General features: G+C 37.5%; 19 protein-coding genes, 1 rRNA gene, 1 other RNA gene and 1 other annotated feature. Of the genes, 1 reads left to right on the top strand and 20 read right to left on the bottom strand.

The window, feature by feature from the left end; translation table 11 throughout:
* Positions 1-302: 302 nt before the first annotated feature.
* From ACNSTQ_RS22060 to guaB, 19 genes are all read right to left on the bottom strand, one after another.
* Positions 303-566, bottom strand: a complete 264-nt coding sequence (locus ACNSTQ_RS22060; protein ID WP_418201903.1) for a pro-sigmaK processing inhibitor BofA family protein — start codon at positions 564-566, stop codon at positions 303-305.
* Between the two features lie 115 nt (positions 567-681).
* Entirely contained in the window at positions 682-906 is a 225-nt protein-coding gene (locus ACNSTQ_RS22065) for a YaaL family protein (RefSeq protein WP_418201904.1), read from the bottom strand.
* 26 nt (positions 907-932) lie between these two features.
* Positions 933-1,529, bottom strand: coding sequence for a recombination mediator RecR (gene recR, locus ACNSTQ_RS22070; RefSeq protein WP_418201905.1), 597 nt, complete (start codon positions 1,527-1,529; stop codon positions 933-935).
* 32 nt (positions 1,530-1,561) lie between these two features.
* Positions 1,562-1,873: a YbaB/EbfC family nucleoid-associated protein gene (locus ACNSTQ_RS22075; protein WP_418201906.1), complete on the bottom strand. Its 312-nt coding sequence runs from the start codon at positions 1,871-1,873 to the stop codon at positions 1,562-1,564.
* Between the two features lie 19 nt (positions 1,874-1,892).
* A complete protein-coding gene (gene dnaX / locus ACNSTQ_RS22080; protein ID WP_418201907.1) occupies positions 1,893-3,584 on the bottom strand; it encodes a DNA polymerase III subunit gamma/tau in 1,692 nt (563 codons plus the stop codon).
* Positions 3,585-3,699: 115 nt separating this feature from the next.
* Positions 3,700-3,965: signal recognition particle sRNA large type (gene ffs / locus ACNSTQ_RS22085), an RNA gene on the bottom strand.
* Positions 3,966-4,133: 168 nt separating this feature from the next.
* Entirely contained in the window at positions 4,134-4,613 is a 480-nt protein-coding gene (tadA, locus tag ACNSTQ_RS22090) for a tRNA adenosine(34) deaminase TadA (protein WP_418201908.1), read from the bottom strand.
* 5 nt (positions 4,614-4,618) lie between these two features.
* Positions 4,619-4,750, bottom strand: a complete 132-nt coding sequence (locus ACNSTQ_RS22095; RefSeq protein WP_418201909.1) for a hypothetical protein — start codon at positions 4,748-4,750, stop codon at positions 4,619-4,621.
* A gap of 101 nt (positions 4,751-4,851) precedes the next feature.
* Positions 4,852-5,748 (bottom strand): oligopeptide ABC transporter permease, encoded by an 897-nt coding sequence (opp4C, locus tag ACNSTQ_RS22100; RefSeq protein ID WP_418201910.1) that lies wholly within the window; start codon positions 5,746-5,748, stop codon positions 4,852-4,854.
* A gap of 10 nt (positions 5,749-5,758) precedes the next feature.
* Positions 5,759-6,724, bottom strand: a complete 966-nt coding sequence (locus ACNSTQ_RS22105; RefSeq protein WP_418201911.1) for an ABC transporter permease — start codon at positions 6,722-6,724, stop codon at positions 5,759-5,761.
* Between the two features lie 80 nt (positions 6,725-6,804).
* Positions 6,805-8,580, bottom strand: coding sequence for a peptide-binding protein (locus ACNSTQ_RS22110; protein WP_418201912.1), 1,776 nt, complete (start codon positions 8,578-8,580; stop codon positions 6,805-6,807).
* A gap of 109 nt (positions 8,581-8,689) precedes the next feature.
* The gene (locus ACNSTQ_RS22115; RefSeq protein WP_418201913.1) at positions 8,690-9,718 is read right to left on the bottom strand and encodes an ABC transporter ATP-binding protein; all 1,029 of its coding nucleotides are present in this window, start codon (positions 9,716-9,718) and stop codon (positions 8,690-8,692) included.
* A 3-nt stretch (positions 9,719-9,721) separates the two neighbouring features.
* Positions 9,722-10,705 carry an ABC transporter ATP-binding protein gene (locus ACNSTQ_RS22120; RefSeq protein ID WP_418201914.1) on the bottom strand — a complete coding sequence of 328 codons (984 nt, stop codon included), beginning with the start codon at positions 10,703-10,705 and terminating at the stop codon, positions 9,722-9,724.
* Positions 10,706-10,777: 72 nt separating this feature from the next.
* Positions 10,778-11,239, bottom strand: a complete 462-nt coding sequence (locus tag ACNSTQ_RS22125; protein WP_275120898.1) for an Lrp/AsnC family transcriptional regulator — start codon at positions 11,237-11,239, stop codon at positions 10,778-10,780.
* Between the two features lie 404 nt (positions 11,240-11,643).
* Entirely contained in the window at positions 11,644-12,924 is a 1,281-nt protein-coding gene (serS, locus tag ACNSTQ_RS22130; RefSeq protein ID WP_418201915.1) for a serine--tRNA ligase, read from the bottom strand.
* A gap of 161 nt (positions 12,925-13,085) precedes the next feature.
* Positions 13,086-13,319: a binding site (T-box leader), on the bottom strand.
* A gap of 11 nt (positions 13,320-13,330) precedes the next feature.
* Positions 13,331-13,924 (bottom strand): pyridoxal 5'-phosphate synthase glutaminase subunit PdxT, encoded by a 594-nt coding sequence (gene pdxT / locus ACNSTQ_RS22135; RefSeq protein ID WP_418201916.1) that lies wholly within the window; start codon positions 13,922-13,924, stop codon positions 13,331-13,333.
* Positions 13,925-13,958: 34 nt separating this feature from the next.
* Positions 13,959-14,843 carry a pyridoxal 5'-phosphate synthase lyase subunit PdxS gene (pdxS, locus tag ACNSTQ_RS22140; protein ID WP_418201917.1) on the bottom strand — a complete coding sequence of 295 codons (885 nt, stop codon included), beginning with the start codon at positions 14,841-14,843 and terminating at the stop codon, positions 13,959-13,961.
* A 161-nt stretch (positions 14,844-15,004) separates the two neighbouring features.
* Positions 15,005-16,372 carry a D-alanyl-D-alanine carboxypeptidase family protein gene (locus ACNSTQ_RS22145; RefSeq protein ID WP_418201918.1) on the bottom strand — a complete coding sequence of 456 codons (1,368 nt, stop codon included), beginning with the start codon at positions 16,370-16,372 and terminating at the stop codon, positions 15,005-15,007.
* Positions 16,373-16,491: 119 nt separating this feature from the next.
* Complete coding sequence (guaB, locus tag ACNSTQ_RS22150; protein WP_418201919.1) at positions 16,492-17,955, bottom strand: IMP dehydrogenase; 1,464 nt, start codon at positions 17,953-17,955, stop codon at positions 16,492-16,494.
* 165 nt (positions 17,956-18,120) lie between these two features.
* Here guaB and ACNSTQ_RS22155 point away from each other — a divergent pair, with 165 nt between their 5' ends.
* On the top strand, positions 18,121-19,101 hold the full coding sequence (locus ACNSTQ_RS22155; protein WP_418201920.1) for a YaaC family protein: 981 nt from the start codon (positions 18,121-18,123) through the stop codon (positions 19,099-19,101).
* 793 nt (positions 19,102-19,894) lie between these two features.
* On the opposite strand, the gene rrf is transcribed toward ACNSTQ_RS22155, so the two are convergent.
* Positions 19,895-20,010 (bottom strand): 5S ribosomal RNA (gene rrf / locus ACNSTQ_RS22160).
* Positions 20,011-20,167: the final 157 nt, after the last annotated feature.

Below are 20,167 nucleotides of genomic sequence, written 5' to 3' on the forward strand. Positions count from 1 at the left end.
CAAACTCTCCATAAAAGTGTTTGATATAGCTCACTGTCACAAACGTGACGTTTTTTAAAACATTGACGAGATATCATGTATCTCATTTATTTCGCTTGGCTTTTTGTTCAGTTTTCAAAGAACTTTTATTTGTCGCCTTTATAGCGACTTGATTATTATAACAAGTCGTTACCGAAGTGTCAACATGTTTTTTTAATCAGATCAACTGCTCGTTAGCGACAAGTAATAATATATCATGTAATAAATAATTATGCAACACTTTTTCATAAAAAAATGAGGGAACTTTTAGTCCCTCATTCATTCTATAAAACAAATTGTTCAATTGCAACTAATAACAGGACGCCTGGGATACCTAAAAACCCTGAAACTGATGCAGTTATCATGTTAATAGGTATGTGATAGTCAATTAAAGACCCAAATGCATTCAAAAAGAATAAAAATAGGGCTCCAATCATCAACTTTACTGCTGCCTGGCCTACAAACCGCAGTGGTTTGATAGGAGCTCCTACTATTAATAGAAGAAAGATAAGGCCGCCAATTAAGGCAACAATTAAAATAGGATCCACTCTTCTTTTCCCCTTTCTTACCGTTTCTAAATTTAAAATCAAAATAGTTCATTTCTTGTCCAAGTTTCTACTACTACATATATGAAACAAGCCATAAAAAAAGAACGATAGGATATTAACCCTTATCGCTCTTTGTTGTGTGTCTTATTCTCGCTTCTCGTAATAAAAACAAATACTTGGCTTCAGTCACTTTTAGTTCATTAAGAACCATTGGTGAAGGATCTAAACTTTTATTTACGAGCAATTGATGATTTGTTAGCTTTTGTTTCATCTCATCAATTAATGTTAAAAGTCTCTCGTTTTCCTCTTTACGAATACGATGTTTTTTCTTAAAGAACATTTCGCCCGCTCCAATCAAAGAAAAAATTATATCTCTCGTCTTCCTTCAATGGCCTTTGATAACGTAACTTCATCTGCATACTCTAAATCTCCACCAACAGGCAGCCCATGAGCAATACGAGTGACTTTTATACCTGTAGGCTTAACTAAACGTGAAATATACATTGCTGTTGCTTCACCTTCAATATTAGGGTTCGTTGCAATGATAATTTCTTGTACCGTTTCATCTTGAAGTCGCTTTAAAAGCTCAGGAATTTTTATATCTTCAGGACCTACCCCATCCATTGGCGATATCGCTCCATGTAAGACGTGATATAAACCGAAGTATTCTTTCATTTTTTCCATTGCAATGACATCTTTTGCATCTTGAACAACGCAAATGATCGAACGGTCTCTTTTCGTATCCTCACATATACGACACGGATCGGTATCCGTAATATTGTGGCAGACTGAACAATAGGTTAAATTCCGCTTCGCATTTACTAAGGCTTTTGCAAAATCTAAAACATCATCCTCTTTCATATCTAGAACAAAAAAGGCCAGACGACTGGCTGTTTTTGGGCCGATGCCTGGCAATCTCATAAAGCCTTCCATTAATTTTGCTATAGGTTCAGGATATTGCAAACAGTTGACCTCCCCTTAGGTACTACATTCCATTAAAACATACCTGGCATGTTCATTCCTTTTGTATATTTACCCATATCCTGTTCAATTAATTCATCCACTTTTTTCAGAGCTTCATTCATCGCTGCTAACACTAAATCTTGTAACATATCTACATCGTCAGGATCGACAACCTCTTCAGAGATTTTAATATCTAGGATACGCTTATCTCCACTTGCTACAACAGTAACCATTCCGCCACCTGCTGTTGCTTCTACTGTTTTTTCCTTTAACTCTTCCTGTGCTTGCATCATTTGTTTTTGCATTTTTTGTACTTGTTTCATCATTTGTCCCATGTTTTTCATTTTTACATACCTCCAAGTATTATTTACTTTCTACAATTTCTATTAAATCCGAACCCACTAATTTAATGGCTTCGTCAACAATCGGATCTTCTTCTGGTTGCGATGTATCACCACGTTGTTCTTTTAAGAAGTCTTCTTTTATTTTGTCCCATTGAATGGATAAAATAGAAAAGAAACCGATTTGTTTTTGATAAACTTGTTGAAGAACTGTTTCTACATTAGCTCGAAATTTCGTTTCTATCATATCTCTATGCATTTCATTTTGAAACGCCAGAACAATATGACCACTTGAAGCGGCAACTGGTTTACAATCACTTAACCAAGCTTGCGCAGGAACACTATGTTGCTTTATTTGGTCCATTACCTGTCCCCACTGACTACTAACTAATTGTAAATCTTGTTTCGTTGCCTTCTTTAAAACCTCTTTTACTTGAGGTGGTACTCCTTTACTACCGATAGAACCAGAACTTTTACGCTGTAAAGGTTTACTGATCTCATTGCGCTTTTCATTGGATGTTGTTATTACTTGTCCTGATTTTAAATCTTTTAATTCTTTCTCTAAACTTTCTAACCTAGTTTGGAGAGAAGTCACCTTTTCATTGTCAACATGTTCAGCTACTGGTGATGTAGAAGACTGACATAGTTTAACAATCGCTAGTTCTAAAAAGATCTTTCCTTGTGTCGCCCACTTCATCGCTTGCTGACTCTCACTTAATAAGTGTAACCACTCATATATAGATGCAGCTGATATTTCTGTAGTCAATTTCTTAAACGCATCATCCACTTTAGCTCTCTCTAACATCGACTCAAGTGAAGGAGCCGTTTGATATAAAAGAATATCACGATAGTAATAGATCAAGTCTTCTATAAAGCGTTGGGGATCTTTCCCCTCAGAAAGGAGCAAATTAACGGCTTTTAATGCTTTAACAGAGTCTTTTTCTTGAATTCCGTTAACAATTTCAGTTAAGAAGTTTTGCGATACTGCCCCCGTAATCGAAAGAACGTCTTCTAATGTTACCGTTCCTTCTGAATAGGACATCGCTTGATCTAGTAAACTGAGTGCATCACGCATTCCTCCATCGGAAGCCCGTGCTACCATCTGAAGAGCATCATCGTTTACTTCAGTATCATAATGACTTACGATAAATTTCATTCTTCCGACTAGAGCTTCATTTGAGATCCTTTTAAAATCAAAACGCTGACAGCGAGAGATAATCGTTAAAGGAATTTTATGTGGCTCTGTTGTTGCTAAAATAAAAATGACATGCTTTGGCGGCTCTTCTAACGTTTTTAAAAGCGCATTAAAAGCACCTGTAGAAAGCATATGAACTTCATCAATAATATAAACCTTATAACGAACTTCATTTGGTGCAAATTTTACTTTATCGCGAATATCTCGTATTTCATCTACACCATTATTTGAAGCCGCATCAATTTCAATAACATCTACTATTGATCCGTCCGTAATTCCTTTACACGACTTACACTCATTACACGGTTCAGGGACTGGTGCTTGTTCACAATTTATTGCTTTTGCAACAATTTTAGCAGCACTTGTTTTCCCTGTTCCTCTAGGTCCTGTGAAGAGATACGCATGGGAAAATTTATTATGTACTAACGCATTTTGCAGCGTTTTCGTTATATGTTCTTGTCCCGCAATATCTCCCAATTGCTGTGGGCGCCATACACGATATAGTGCTTGATATCCCAACGACTTCTCCTCCTCGGTCACTATTGATTTCATTATACCTTAACTACACTTGTTTTTTCAAAAGACAAATAAAAAAACAGCTTATAAAAAGCTGTTTCACATATCATATATAAAGCCGTGCACCTTCCTTCGATCAAGTTGCCCCAAGCGTTACCTAAGCAGTTAGCTCAGCCCAGGCGACTCTGCGGCACACGGAAGGGTCCACTTACTGCTGCTTCCTTCCGGACCTGACAGGGTTCATGGGTTTCCGTTGCGCAGAACCCAAACGTCAACACCACTTACTTAGGTCAGACCTTACGACAACAAGACCTTGAGAAGGGATTCAGCCTCGCTACAGCGGATTGCGAGTACAGGGCACCGCTACCTCCCCACCTAGCACGACAAATTTAATAACAATTTTAAGTGCGCCTCTTATGTGACGCATAACCTAGTATAGAGGTTTTTAATAAAGAATGCAATAGTAATACATTTCTTGTAGTGGTTTTTATTTCCCTAGTGAGTAAAAACCTATTATCTTGCTAATTGTATTATACCACATATATTGTTCTGTTATTTATTAATCCTATGTTTTTGTCTTAACGCTTTGAAAAAGTCTTTTAGCATTTGGGCACATTGTTCTTCTAGTACACCTTTGGTTACTTCAGCTTGATGGTTAAAACGTTCATCACTTAATAAATTATAAAAAGTTCCAGCGCAACCTGCTTTAGGGTCAACTGCACCATATACAACACGCTTTACACGTGACTGCACAACTGCACCAGCACACATTGGACAAGGTTCCAACGTTACGTATAACGTGCAGTCTATTAACCTCCAGCTTTTTAACTGTTCACACGCCTTTTCAATCGCTAACATTTCGGCATGTGCATTAGCTTGTTGTGTTTTTTCTCTTAAATTGAAGGCAGAAGCAACGACATGATTATCTTTCACAATAACAGCGCCAATTGGTACTTCATCCATTTGCATAGCTTTCTTTGCTTCTTCAATCGCTAATTGCATAAAGTATTCATCTGAATATTGACAGTTCATATGTATTAAGGCCTTTCCTTCCCACGCTGTTGTATTTCTTCCTCTAGTCTTTTAACACTCACCCATCGAAGAAATGTTTTTTCCATCGCGTGAAGTTCACTTTTCTTCAAATGATTATTCGACTTATTATCTCTCATTCGTACATTCCTCTCTACTACAATCTATTAGAAATTATTATTCAGTAACAACTTCTTATTCATGAAGTTGAAAAAAAACCCCTGCATAGGCAGGGATTTTTTTAACGTTTTGTTTTCGGATCAAAAGCATCTCGGAGTCCATCACCGATGAAGTTAATCGCTAGTACTGTGAATAGTATAGCCAAACCAGGCGGAATCCATGCTTCTGGATGCTGAGTTAATACTCGCAGACTTCTCGCTTCCGTAACCATGTTACCCCATGTTGGAGTTGGTTGAGGTATACCGAAACCGATAAAGCTTAGAGCTGACTCGATAATAATCATCGTTGCCATCATTAATGTTGCATTTACAATGATTGGACCAACAGCATTTGGTAAGAAGTGCTTAACAATAATTCGGAAGTCAGAACATCCGATAGAACGAGCACCTAATATAAATTCCTTTTCACGTAGAGCTAAGAACGTACCACGTAAAATCCTCGTTATATTTGGCCATGTGGTTAGTGCAATAATTGTAACAAAGATTGGTACATTTATTTTTTCTAAGATGGCCATAACTGTTAAAACAAGTAATAAAAACGGGAATATGAGCATTAAGTCAGCAGCCCTCATAATTAAGCTGTCAATTTTACCACCATAATACCCTGCTAATGAACCTAAAACAACACCAATCATTAATGTAAAGGCCATGGCTGCGACACCAACTGTTAATGAGATTCGCGAACCGTATACCATACGTGCAAAGTTATCTCGTCCAGAACTATCTGTTCCTAACCAATGTTCTGCACTAGGTTTGGCCATTACATTCATAAGATTTGACTTTGTAGGGTCATGTGTTGTTAATAAAGGTGCAAAAAGTGCTATTAGGACAAAGAATATTAATATAAAAATCCCAGCAACTGCAAGTTTATTACGAAGGAAGCGACGCATTGCAAGCTGTAAAGGGCTCGCACTTTTTGCAGGTTTTTGTGTTTGTTCAACATTAGTTGTATTATTCATCGCGCTCACCTCAATCGTAACGTATTCTTGGATCTACTACAGCATAGAAAATATCAGCAAGTAAGTTACCTATAAGGATCGTTACCGCTAATAGTAAATTGATTGCCATAATAACTGGATAATCTCTATTCATAATAGAATTTAAGAACAGTGTTCCTAATCCAGGATAGTTAAAAACAGCTTCAGTAATAACAGCTCCACTTAACAATGTTCCAAATTCAAAACCGAGTAGCGTAATAATCGGAATTAATGCATTTCGAAGAGTGTGCTTATATAGTACAGGTCTTGGCCCTAAACCTTTTGCTTTCGCTGTACGAATAAAGTCACTACCCATAACTTCCATCATTTCAGTTCTCATATAACGCATATAAATAGCAGTACTTGCTAACCCAAGAGTAAATCCAGGTAAAACCAAGTGTCTCAATTTATCAAAGAATAACTCGAATCCTGTCAAACCGATCGTTGAAACTGTTCCTTGTGACGGGAACCAACCTAACTGGAATGAAAATACGTAAATACCAATTAAGGCTGCAAAGAAGTTAGGAGTTGCAAGACCGAGAAAAGCAAATGTAGTTGCACTATAGTCAAGCAAAGAATATGGTTTTCTCGCAGAATAAATTCCAATTGGAATCGCAACTACGATCGTTATAAAAAGTGCGAATAATGATAGATATAACGTGTTCATAATACGTGAACTAATGAGTTCACTTACTGAACGTCCTGTATAGTGCATGGATTGTCCAAAATCACCTACTGCTACAGAAGATAACCAATTCCAATATTGAACTGGTACGGGGTCATTTAACCCTAATGCTTCTCTTCGCTCTTCCAACACTTCAGCCGGAATATTTGGATCTAAAATTTCACCAGATAACGGGTCTCCAGGTGCTGCATACGCTAATGCAAAAATAACAACTGTGACGATAAAAAGCATAGGTATAAATTGCAAGACCCTTCGAATGATGTACTTATACATGATTGTCCTCCTCCTACTCAGTAAAAGGGGGTGCATAGCAGGTCTAGACCATGCACCCATGTACTTCTACTAAAAGAAAATTATTGTTCTAACCACCATAAATGCGAGTCAGCATTTACATTACGAGGTTTTACAGTCCAGCCGTGGAACTTAGTGTTAAATGCAACGTTTACGTTTGCACTGTATAGCGGTAATGCAGGAAGCTCTTGAGAATAAAGGTTTGCCCAATCACCGTAAATTTGTTGACGGTACTCTAGGTCAAATGCTTCTGGTGTTTGTAATGCTTTTGATAGTAACTCATCACTTTCTGCGTTATCCCAACGTAAATAGTTGTATGGTGCTGTTGATCTGTGGATACCAGATGGATCTGGGTCACCTGTTGATAGTCCCCATCCAGCTAAGTAAAGATCCCAATCCGTGTTGTTTTTCTCAACCATCTCAAAGTGAGCAGCAGCTTCACGAGGGCTACGCATGTTTACACGAAGACCTACAGCTTCTAAGTTTTCTTTAATGATTGGAGCTGTACGCTCACGAACTTGGTTTCCAGTAGGGAAGTCAAGATTTAAAGTAAGCTCTTCACCATCTAAACCTAAACGGAATCCTTCTGCATCTCTTTCAGTGTATCCAGCTTCATCTAAAATTTCGTTAGCTTTTTCTGAATCATAATCATACTGATTAACTGCATCTGGATTAAATGCCCAAGAAGCTTCAGGGAATGGAGCATTTAAAACAGTACCAGAACCATGAAGTAATCCATCTACAAATCCTTGACGGTTAACAGCGTGTGCAATTGCTTGACGTAAGTTAACATCTTGTAACTTCTCGTTAGGAACCCATCCAGACTTGTCAGTCCAGTCACTTTGCTCACCTTGAGAGTGGTGAAGCTTGAAGCCCATGTATTGATAACCGAAGTCTTGGTCTTGAACTAGAGTTACGTTTGGCATTGCTTCTACATCAGAAGCATCAGCTGCTGGTACTCCACCAGGAAGACCTACCATGTGAAGCTCTTCGTTTTGAAGTTGACCAAGCATTACGTCTTGGTTAACTACTTTCCAAACTACACGATCAAGGTATGGCTTACCTTGCCAGTAATCTTCGTTACGCTCTAAAACATATTGTTGTCCTTCTAAAATATCAGTTAATTGGAAAGGACCTGTACCCACTACATCACCAGCATTACGAGAAGCTGCATGCTCAGGCATGTCTTTTACAGCTACATCTTCAAATACATGCTTAGGAATAATTGGGAAACTAGTATATTGGTTTGCAGTAATACTAGGCTCTTTGAATGTAAATTTAACAGTGAACTCATCTACTGCTTCAACACCTGCTAAAGTATCAGCTTCACCAGCTAAATACTCTTCATAGCCAACTAATTGGTTTACGTAGTCAACACGTACTCCACCAGCAGCTGTATAATCAGGGTCAGCGATTGCAGTATATGTGAATACTACGTCATCTGCAGTAAAGTCTTCACCATCATGCCATTTAACATCTTCATTTAAGAAGTAAGTTAATTCAGTATACTCATCATTAAATTCCCACTCTTTAGCAAGTGATGGAATCCATTGTAACTCCTCATCTAGAGAAATTAGAGCTTCATGTGTAAGGTCTAAGATGTTTGCCTCATAAGAGTCAGAATAGAAAATTGGGTTAAATTGACCAGCTGGAGCTGAGAACATAGCAGCATTTAATGTACCGCCTTCTTGTGGCTCACCTGCAGCTTGCTCTTCACCTTGCTCAGTATCTTCTGTTGGATCAGTTGTTGGTGCTTCTTCTCCGCCGCCACCACAAGCAGCGAGGATCGTACCTAGTGATAATGCACCAGCTAACATTAATGCTAAACTTTTCTTCATTTTGTTTTCCCCCCTGAAAATGTCTTTAATACATAAAATAACTATTTAAAGCTATGTTTCAAACGTTTCTCCTTTGAACAATCACCTCCCCAAAAGGTAAAAGCATGTATTAAACTTCTTTTGGTTCAATCTTTGGTTCTGGCTCTGTATACAAGTGACATGCGACGTAATGGCCGCCTCCCATGTCAGTTAAATCAGGACGTTCAGCTTTACAACGATCATGTGCTTGAGGACATCTCGTGTGGAACGCACAACCTGTTGGTGGATTTGACGGACTCGGCAAGTCACCAGAAAGCTTGATTTTATCTCTCTTCACATGGACATTTGTTGATGGTACTGCAGATAATAACGCCTGTGTATATGGATGTAGTGGCTTGTCATACAATGAATGTTTAGGTGCAATTTCAGCAATTCTACCTAAATACATAACCGCAACACGATCACTGATGTGTTTAACAACACTTAAGTCATGTGCAATAAATAGGTAAGTAAGACCAAACTCATCTTGTAAATCATCCATAATATTTAATACTTGTGATTGAACGGATACATCAAGTGCAGATACAGGTTCATCACCAATAATAAATTTTGGTTTGGTTGATAAAGATCTAGCAATCCCAATACGTTGACGTTGTCCACCTGAAAATTCATGCGGATACTTCATACGAGCTTCAGCAGGTAACCCTACTTTACCTAATAGTTCTACAACCATGTCTTTACGTTCTTTTGCTGACATCGTGTTCTGAACAATCATTGGCTCTTCGATTAACTCGCCTACACTCATACGAGGATTCAGTGATGCATACGGATCTTGGAACACCATCTGCATGTCTTTACGTAATGGTCGTAGTTTTCTTTGACTAATAGTAGAAATATCTTGACCTTCAAATTTAATCGTGCCTGAAGTTGGATCTAGTAAACGAAGTAAAACACGTCCCATTGTGGATTTACCCGATCCTGACTCTCCAACTATACCTAATGTTTCACCTTTATATATATCAAAACTAATATCATCTACAGCTTTTACATTTCCAACTTGACGTCCAAGAATGCCACCTTTGACTGGAAAGTATTTTTTTAAATTTCTTACCTCTACTAATTTCTCTCGATCTTGTTGTAAATTCTCTTTGTTAGACATTATTTACTCCTTTCCGTCATAAAGAACACAACGCACTTTATGTCCTGGCCCTGCTTCATAAAGTTCTGGTACGTCGTTTGTACACTTCTCCATAGCATGTTTACAACGTGGAGCAAATCGACAACCTTGTGGGAAATTATGGGCTGGTGGAACCATCCCAGGAATAGCTTCTAGACGTTCTTTATCATCATCAATTTGCGGCATACTAGCCAGTAGACCTACTGTATACGGATGCTTTGGATCTGTAAATAATTCTTTTACATCAGCACTTTCTACAATTTGTCCACCGTACATAACCATTACACGATCAGCCGTTTCTGCTACAACTCCTAAATCATGCGTAATCATTAAAATTGATGAACCAAACTCTTCTTTCATATCTATCATTAAGTCTAAGATTTGTGCTTGAATGGTAACATCAAGAGCAGTAGTAGGCTCGTCAGCAATTAAAAGCTTCGGATTACAGGAAAGTGCCATTGCAATCATAGCACGTTGTCTCATACCACCAGAAAGTTGGTGAGGATATTCACTAATAATTTCCTCTGCACGCGGGAAACCTACTAATTTTAGTAGCTCAAGCGCTTTAGCATATGCTTCTTTTTTCTTCATTTTCTTATGCTTCATTAACGGTTCTGCAATTTGATTACCAATTGTGAATACCGGGTTTAATGATGTCATCGGCTCTTGGAAAATCATCCCAATATCATTACCGCGGACATTTGTCATTTCTTTTTCTGATAACTTCAGCAAGTCTTTTCCTTCTAACTTGATAGACCCTGCTACAATTTTCCCTGGCGGTGATTGAATAAGTTGCATAATCGATAGAGATGTAATACTTTTTCCACTACCTGATTCTCCTACAAGAGCAAGTGTTTCACCTTTGCGAATTTCAAAATCTACTCCATCGACAGCTTTTGCTACCTTACCTTCGTCCATAAAGAATTGCGTTTTTAATCCTTTTACTTCTAAGAGAACATTTTTATCCATTCTTGCACCTCAATCTACTCTGCAATTTTTCTTGCTGCGATTTATTTTTTGTGATAGTTACTTCTAAATAATCTAAGCATTTTTTTCTTGTACGTAAGAAAATGAGTCTTTATATTGCTTTAACTCTATATTAACGTCAGCACTTATTATACCGTCCATTTTAGCCAACTCTTTATTTACAAAATGAACTAAATCTTCGTTATTTTTAAAGTAAGCTTGTATGATTAAATCGTGTCTTCCTGAGAAGGCACCGACAAAGCGTACTTCTGAATATTGATTTAGTTGATCTGCAATCTTTTCCTGACTTCCCAACTTGGTTGAAATGCCAATAATCGCTTGAACGTTTAAACCTACTTTATTTGGGTTAGTATGAATTACAAACTCAAACACATTTTCTTTTAGCATGCGGTTAATTCTTGTTCGAATTGTGCCTTCACTTACGTCCAACAATTTAGCAATCTCAGTATAAGATCTTTTGCCATTTTCCTGTAAATATCCTAATATAGCAAAATCCATAGTATCTAATTTACTCATGCTACCACATCACTTTACGATTTCAAATAAGTCCACTTAAAAATCTTTACGAAAATCTACACTATTAAATTAATATTTCTGTAAATTTCGTAAAAACTTTTAATTCAATATGCTCATTATAAGTAATATCGTATACAATTGCAATATTCGTTTTTTCATTTTTAAAGATTTTTATAGTAAAAAATCTAACAAACTAGTAATAGCAAGCGATTGAAAGCCCTTACAAAAACTAATTTTTGAAAAAAGTTCTATTTCGAAATTAGAAAAAACACTCGTTTTTTTTTACGAATATGCAAAACTTGTAATTCGTATTCCTATTTATGGTGCTTTTCTAATAAAACTTACTTAAAAATTTTGTAAAGAAAAAAGGCCAAGCTTTACTATAGCTTGACCTAAAATTTACTTTATTTTGCTTTTATTACTGTTTTGTTCCTCATATAAGGACGAAGCACTTCTGGAATGATAACACTGCCATCTTCTTGTTGGTAGTTTTCCAAGATCGCTGCAACTGTTCGACCTAATGCTAATCCAGACCCATTTAATGTATGAACAAACTCAGTTTTCCCTTTTGCGTCTCTTTTAAAGCGGATATTTGCTCGTCTAGCTTGGAAGTCCTCGAAATTACTGCAAGAAGAAATCTCTCGGTACGTCCCGTAGCTTGGTATCCAAACTTCTAAATCATACTTTTTGGCAGCTGTAAACCCAAGGTCAGCCGTACACATGCTCATCACACGATATGGAAGTTTTAATAGTTGTAAAACTTTTTCAGCATGTCCTGTTAGCTTTTCTAATTCATCATAAGAGTCATCCGGTTTCACAAACCGTACAAGTTCTACTTTATTAAACTGGTGCTGACGAATCAGTCCTCGTGTATCTCGACCTGCAGAACCAGCTTCTGAACGGAAGCATGCACTAAATGCAGTGTAGGCAATTGGTAACTGGTCAACAGAAAGAATTTCATCTCGATGTAAATTGGTAACAGGAACTTCAGCTGTTGGAATTAAGAAATAATCTTCTTCACGAATTTTAAAGGCATCTTCTTCAAACTTTGGCAATTGTCCTGTTCCAATCATGCTTGAACGATTTACCATATATGGTGGTAAAATCTCTTCGTACCCATGTTCATCGTCATGTAAATCCATCATGAAGTTTAACAAAGCACGTTCTAATCTTGCTCCAAGTCCTTTATAAAATACAAAACGACTTCCAGTCACCTTTGCTGCTCGTTCAAAGTCTAATATATCTAAATCTGTTGCTAGGTCCCAATGAGGCTTTGGCTCAAATGAAAAGTTTGGTTTCTCTCCCCATTGTCTCGCTTCTACATTATCATCTTCACTATTACCAACAGGTACTGACTCATGAGGGACATTAGGAATGGTTAATAATAAATAATCTAGTTGTTCCTCAATTGTACGTAATTGTTCATCAAGTGTCTTCACCTGATCAGATACATTACGCATTTCTAAAATAAGATGTTCCGCATCCTTTTTCTCACGTTTTAATAGAGCAACTTGTTGTGATACGGCATTTCTCTTACTTTTCAACTCCTCAACTTCTACGATAATAGCTCTTCTTTTTTCATCCAGTTCTTGAAATTGATCAATACCTGATAATTCCTCACCGCGCATTTCTAATTTTTTCTTAATACCATCAAAGTCTTTTCGTAATAACTTAATATCCAGCATCATTTAACCTCCCACGACATTTCTATTCTAATTCCATTATTCACTATTTCCTTATTTTTTGAAAGTATATACCTATGGGTAAGAAACTCAAGAGACATTTAAAATTTTTTTCTCTCTTCATAAAACTTATTAGAGAACGCAAAAAGCCCCCGTCCCTAAATATAAGGGACGAGAGCACCCGCGTTGCCACCCTTTTTGCAACCATGACTACATTACACCATAAATCATGAATGCCTCTTAAACAGTTAACGGCTGTTACCGGAAATGCTTCAGGAGTTTCCTTTGACATTTCACTCAGGGGGCAGAATTCACAACCACATTTGATCGGTTCGCACCAACCACCGACTCTCTGATGACAAAATATGATTACTACTAGATCCCTTCGACGCTTTAAATAAATATATGGTTAAGCTTGTACTTTTGAACTTAGTCTTTCACGTACGATGTCTACGAAGTATTGGTGAAAACGATGATCATCTGTTAATTCAGGATGGAACGAACAGGCTAAATAATGCCCTTGTCTTGCAACAACAATTTCTTCATTAAACTTTGAAAGGATTTCTACATTTTCGTCAACATCCACGATGAGCGGTGCACGAATAAAAACGGCACGGACATCATCACCAATCCCTGTAACGATTAAATCTGTTTCAAAGCTTTCCCGTTGTCTTCCAAATGCATTTCTTTGCACCGTCATATCCATAAATCCTAAATGTCCTTCAGGTTGTCCAACAATATGTTTAGACATTAGTATAAGACCCGCACATGTTCCGAAGACTGGTTTTCCTTTTTCTCCAAATTCCTTTAAAGCTTCAAAAAAACCATATTCGTCAATTAACCTGCGCATCGTCGTACTTTCTCCACCTGGAAAAACAAGACCATCAATATCTTCTAATTGCTCAACCTTTTTAATAATGACAGTTTCTACATCAGGAGCAGCTAAACATTTCACATGTTCTCGTACCGCACCTTGAAGAGCAAGCACTCCAATTTTAATCATAGTAAAGTTTCCTTTCTACAAGTAACAGTTGGAATTACCAGCCGCGCTCTTGCATACGCTCTGAAGGATTTAAAGATGAAATTTCAATCCCTTTCATAGCTGATCCTAAATCTTTAGAAAGTTCAGCAATTAACGCATAATCTTGGAAGTGTGTTGTTGCTCTAACGATTGCACGAGCAAACTTTTCAGGATTATCTGACTTGAAGATCCCTGAACCAACGAAAACTCCGTCTGCGCCTAACTGCATCATTAATGCAGCATCTGCAGGAGTTGCAATTCCACCTGCTGCAAAGTTAACGACAGGTAATTTACCTTCTTTTTGAATCTGAACTAAAACTTCATAAGGCGCGCCCGTATTTTTAGCTTCTGTCATTAACTCGTCTGTTGACATAGAAATAATCTTGCGGATTTGTGACTGTATCATACGCATGTGACGAACAGCTTCTACAATGTTCCCTGTTCCTGGCTCACCTTTTGTACGAAGCATTGCTGCGCCTTCACCAATACGACGAGATGCTTCACCGATATCACGAGCTCCACATACGAAAGGTACAGTATACTCGTTTTTGTTTAAGTGATATACTTCATCCGCAGGAGTTAAAACTTCACTTTCATCAATATAGTCTACTCCTAGAGCTTCTAATATACGAGCTTCAACAATATGACCGATACGGCACTTTGCCATTACTGGAATAGAAACTGCACCCATTACTTCTTCAACAATTGTTGGGTCAGCCATACGAGATACTCCACCTGCTGCACGAATATCTGCAGGTACACGTTCTAATGCCATTACCGCAACTGCACCAGCTGCTTCAGCTATTTTTGCTTGCTCTGCATTAATAACGTCCATAATGACGCCGCCTTTTTGCATTTCTGCCATTCCACGTTTTACACGATCTGTTCCCGTTTGTACCATTAGTAATTCCTCCTATACGATTCTCTAAAGCTTTTCGTGTTGTTGTATATCGTAGCTATGTAATTCTACCTAGCAACACGCGCACAATATAATAAATTTTCAGTAATTATTGTACCACTTTTCTAAAGTAAAGCAAATGAAAGAGATAAAGAAGGTTGGATTTAGTTAAACCAACCTTTTACTGTATCAGCAACACTCGTCCATACATTCGAGAAAAAACCGCCAATCCCGCGCATTCCTCTGCTAAAGAAGCCTGCACGTTCCACATCTTCTGCTGTTTCAACAAAAACGATTTCATGAGTTAATTCATGACCGAAAAGGTGGCCATACTCAATTTCACCTTTATATACTGCAGACAATGTACCGATCACTTCACCTTGTTCAATTGGTGCCTTTAATTCACCGTCATCTGTCATTAAAGCAGGGTCTATTTCTAGGAGAGGTTGAAAAGCTTCTTCATCACCTGATTTAATTAAAACTTTCAAAGGTTCACTTACTGAAATTTTCACTTCACGTGCTTTTCCATTTACTACTGGGATCGTCGCAACACCTTCTTCAAATAAATCTTCAAGATGTACTTCATGGTGCACGAAGTTATTAAATCCATAATCTAAAAGGCGTTGTGTCTCCATAAACCTTTCATCCGAATTCTTTAAACGCATTACAACTGAAATCAAAGTAATACCATTGCGTTCGGCCACCCCAGTAAAACAAAACCCTGCCTCGTTAGTAGTTCCCGTTTTCAGTCCTAACATGCCTTGGTAATCATGCTTTAAACCAGGAAGCATGTCATTCCAGTTCTTCATACATGTCCAATCTTCTAAACAATTTTCTACATCAACATCAGTTAACACATCACCTTGAAATCTCTTCATCGGAATACTTGCTGTATCTAACATTTCAGGAAAATCATTAATTAAGTGAAAGGCCAGCTTTGCAGTTGCACGGGCTGATAAACGATTTTCGTCATTTTCTGCCCCTGCAACATGCTGCCCTCCATAAAAACGATTAGGTAAACCTGTAGAATTTACAAACCTATACTCTCCAAGTTCCAATTCTGCTGCTTTTTCATTCATACGTTCAACAAACCTCTCATACGAACCGCCCGCAATCAATTCTGCTAATGCAATCGTTGCAGCATTTCCAGATTCAATTGCCATTGCTTCGTACAATTCTCGAACAGTATAAGCAGTTTCTGTATCTAATAAAACATTTGAAGATCCTTCTTGGTGTGACATATTTCTAATAAAGCTTCTAACTGGAACCGTTTGATCCCAAGCAATAGAGCCACTATGAATTGCCTCTAAAACGAGATATTCCGTCATCATCTTTGACATACTTGCTGGTGGTAACATAACATCAGCATTTTTTTCCATTAATACTTTCCCCGTATTAGCATCTACTAAAATAGCAGATTCAGCTATTAAATCTATGTTCGCCTCAACTTTTTGGATCGAACTAAAGAAAGTTACAAATGCAATTGCACAAAGCAGCGTATAGGACACTACTTTTTTATATTTAAAAAACATGAACAACCACTCCTCTTTATTCATTACACAATCGGTATTGTAACATATCTAATCATAAAAAAATAGATAGGTAAATTACCTATCTATTACAGATATGTTAAGGGTTTTGAACAATTTGTCTATGACTGAACCGAGTAATTTGGGGCTTCTTTCGTAATTTGAACATCATGAGGGTGGCTCTCTCTTAAACCGGCACCTGTAATACGGATAAATTGACCATTATCTCGTAACTCAGTTATTGTCTTCGTCCCGCAATACCCCATTCCAGCTCTAATTCCACCAATTAATTGATGAATAGTATCTGTCAAAGGTCCTTTATAAGGAATACGGCCTTCAATACCTTCTGGGACTAATTTTTGATTATTTTCTTGGAAATAACGGTCTTTACTCCCTTTTTCCATTGCACCAATTGAACCCATACCTCTGTACACTTTAAACTGACGTCCTTGGTAGATTTCACGCTCTCCTGGACTTTCAGAAACCCCAGCTAAAAGACTTCCTAACATAACGGCATGTCCACCTGCAGCTAGAGCTTTAACAATATCACCTGAAAACTTGATACCACCATCAGCAATGATTGACACGCCATGTTTCCTCGCTTCTGTTGCACAGTCATATACAGCAGTCACTTGAGGTACTCCAATTCCAGCAATAATACGAGTAGTACATATTGAACCTGGCCCAATTCCGACTTTTACAACACTAGCTCCTGCTTCAATTAAATCACGAGTAGCTTCAGCGGTAGCGACATTTCCTGCTACGATATCAAGATCAGGATACTCATTCCGAACTTCACGCACTTTTTCTAATACGCCTTTTGAGTGACCATGCGCAGTATCGATAACAATAATATCTACTCCAGCTTCCACAAGAGCTTTAACGCGGATCATCGTGTCTGCAGTAACCCCGACAGCAGCTCCCACGACTAGTCTTCCTTGGCTGTCTTTCGCTGAATTAGGGAACTCAATTACCTTTTCGATGTCTTTAATTGTAATAAGACCTTTTAAGATCCCTTCATCATCTACAAGAGGGAGCTTTTCAATTTTATACTTTTGTAAAATCTTTTCTGCTTCTTGTAATGTTGTTCCTACAGGAGCGGTAACAAGATCTTCTTTTGTCATAACATCATCAATTTGAATCGAATAGTCTTCAATAAATCGTAAGTCACGGTTTGTTAATATACCGACTAATTTTTGGTTTTCATTCACAATTGGTACACCAGAAATACGATACTTACCCATTAAATGTTCTGCATCGAACACTTGACGATCCGGTGTTAAGTAAAATGGATTCGTAATAACTCCACTTTCAGAGCGTTTCACTCGGTCAACTTGCTCAGCTTGTTCTTCAATGGACATGTTTTTATGTATAATTCCAAGTCCACCTTCACGAGCAATTGCAATAGCCATACTCGCTTCAGTTACAGTGTCCATTCCAGCACTGATAATGGGCATATTAAGCTTTAACTTTGGTGTTAGTTGTGTTTGCACTGATACATCTTTAGGAAGAATTTCCGACTTTTGTGGAACAAGCAATACATCATCAAACGTTAAACCTTCTTTAGCAAACTTATTTTCCCACACAATAATTCCCTTCCTCTCCAAATAAATAAGTTTATGATTAAGATTTTCCTGTAAATATTATTTGTAGCTTAACAATTGGTTAAACTACTGTCAAGAAAGCAAAAGTAATCCGATTTTTCTAAAAATAATCATACCAAGCAATTCACAGAAAGGGTACTGATTTTTATGGAACTTCAACATAATATTTGGAATAAAGCTTTACCATTCCGATCCACAAATTACACACAATCGATTTTGAAAATTTGTTATGAAGCTAAAGCCATCAAAGATAGTGACGTATTAGCTTTTCAAAACACCTATCCTTTTATCTATTATCTCGAACATGGAGAAAAGTATTTCTCCCAAGTTCAAACATCACCTATAGAAATAAAGCCTGTACTCCTGTTTTATGGGATGGTGCAACTCATGAAGGCTTGTTTATTATTAAATGATCCCCATTACCCCGAAACAAGCCAAGTACTTGCACACGGAGTGACGACTAGAAAGCGAAAGAAAAGCCAGTATATCTTTCTAGATGATGAAGTAAAAATTCAAAAGAACGGATTGTTAACACACTTTTCTGATAAAATGTTTCATGTGAAACATTTTTCGAGTGAAAAATACAAAATGAGACTTTTACTTCGGCAGATTTGGGAAACACACTCTTTATTTACACAAATAGAAAAGAAAAAGAAACCATCTCAACTCCATATTTCAAATGTAGCTGTGAAGCTGCCGAATAAAATTTTAGATGATTACCAATTTGGACCTTCTAGCTTTTGTTCTTATCTATCTGAACGGTCAAAGCATTCATACAAACCTAAACTAGACCATCAAACAAATGGTCACTTTTTGATCACTATAAACTCTCCCATTAGTTCCATTCAATGTCATCCCTTCTTATATGACGGAATTGAAAAATACTATTTATCGCCTTATAAAAGTGATTTATTAGACATTCCAGAAGTGATCGCTCATTATTTAATACTTTATAATCTCAGTATGATTTGCAGATATGAAACAGAATGGTGGGGAGAATTGTTTCACCACTACCCCGAAAGCGACTACCCATTTATTTATAAATTTCTATCCATAGCCGCTGAAAAGGTACCGTTGCTTCTTTTCTTGCTCATCGATAAACAAATCTCGGATGCCTCAAGGAAATAAGCACTTTCCTCCTGGGAAAGTGCTTATTTTTTCTGATAGGGTGCCGTTTTAGGTACCTATAGGCAAGCCATCCGATGAAGGCTCTCTTCACGTATTTTTTAATAATGGATGTAAAATATCAGCAATTCATTAAGAAAATGGGGACTTCACCTTTTTCTTTACCTAAATTTTTTTATTTATTATAGGATATTGGCATAACTTATCGGAGCTACTTAACTAATATTTTTTTACCGGTGCAACTCACATTTTAACGGCGAACAGTGTTCTTTCCCCTCAATGTATACCTTCATACCTAACTATTGGCCTTATCATTGAATTGGCTTCCTCTGTCCACACCTGTAGCTTACTCATTTTTTTGTGCACTAAAAAAGTACAACCTGCATTCGTTGTGCTTGGTGACTAGAGACGTCCCTTTTAACCTTGCTTTCCTACGGGGACGTGGTGATCGATAAGGCATCCTCGCTGCCGATGAGTAAAGACTAACCTGTAGATTAGATTTGACTTATGGTTCGCTACGATTTTTTCATCGTAGAAGTGATGAAATTTATAGGTTTTTGTCGAGAAATCGGTAAAGTGAAAAAGTTGAATGTAAAATCGGCAAAGTTGAAAATAAACTGAGCAAAATTGAAAATAAATAGGCTAAAGTTAAAAATAAATGCATAAAGTTGTTAAAATCAAGCCAGTCCAGCTCAAAGTAACCTTAAAAAATAACGAATTACAAAGATAAAAATGTAGTAAAGCTTTCTCTGACAGCCTAATCAAAAAAGCACAATCCGTTTGGATTGTGCTTTTTGCCTAACGACGTCCTACTCTCACAGGGGGAAGCCCCCAACTACCATCGGCGCTGAAGAGCTTAACTTCCGTGTTCGGCATGGGAACGGGTGTGACCTCTTCGCTATCGCCACTAGACTTCTAAAATTGTGATAAATCCTTATTTAGTTGAGAGTGGTTCTCTCAAAACTGGATAATGGCTAGATGAATTCAACGCTTTATTATTTGGATAAGTCCTCGACCGATTAGTATCTCTCAGCTCCACGTGTCACCACGCTTCCACCCGAGACCTATC

Source organism: Alkalihalobacterium sp. APHAB7, from assembly GCF_048323755.1.
Lineage (GTDB): Bacteria > Bacillota > Bacilli > Bacillales > Bacillaceae_F > Alkalihalobacterium.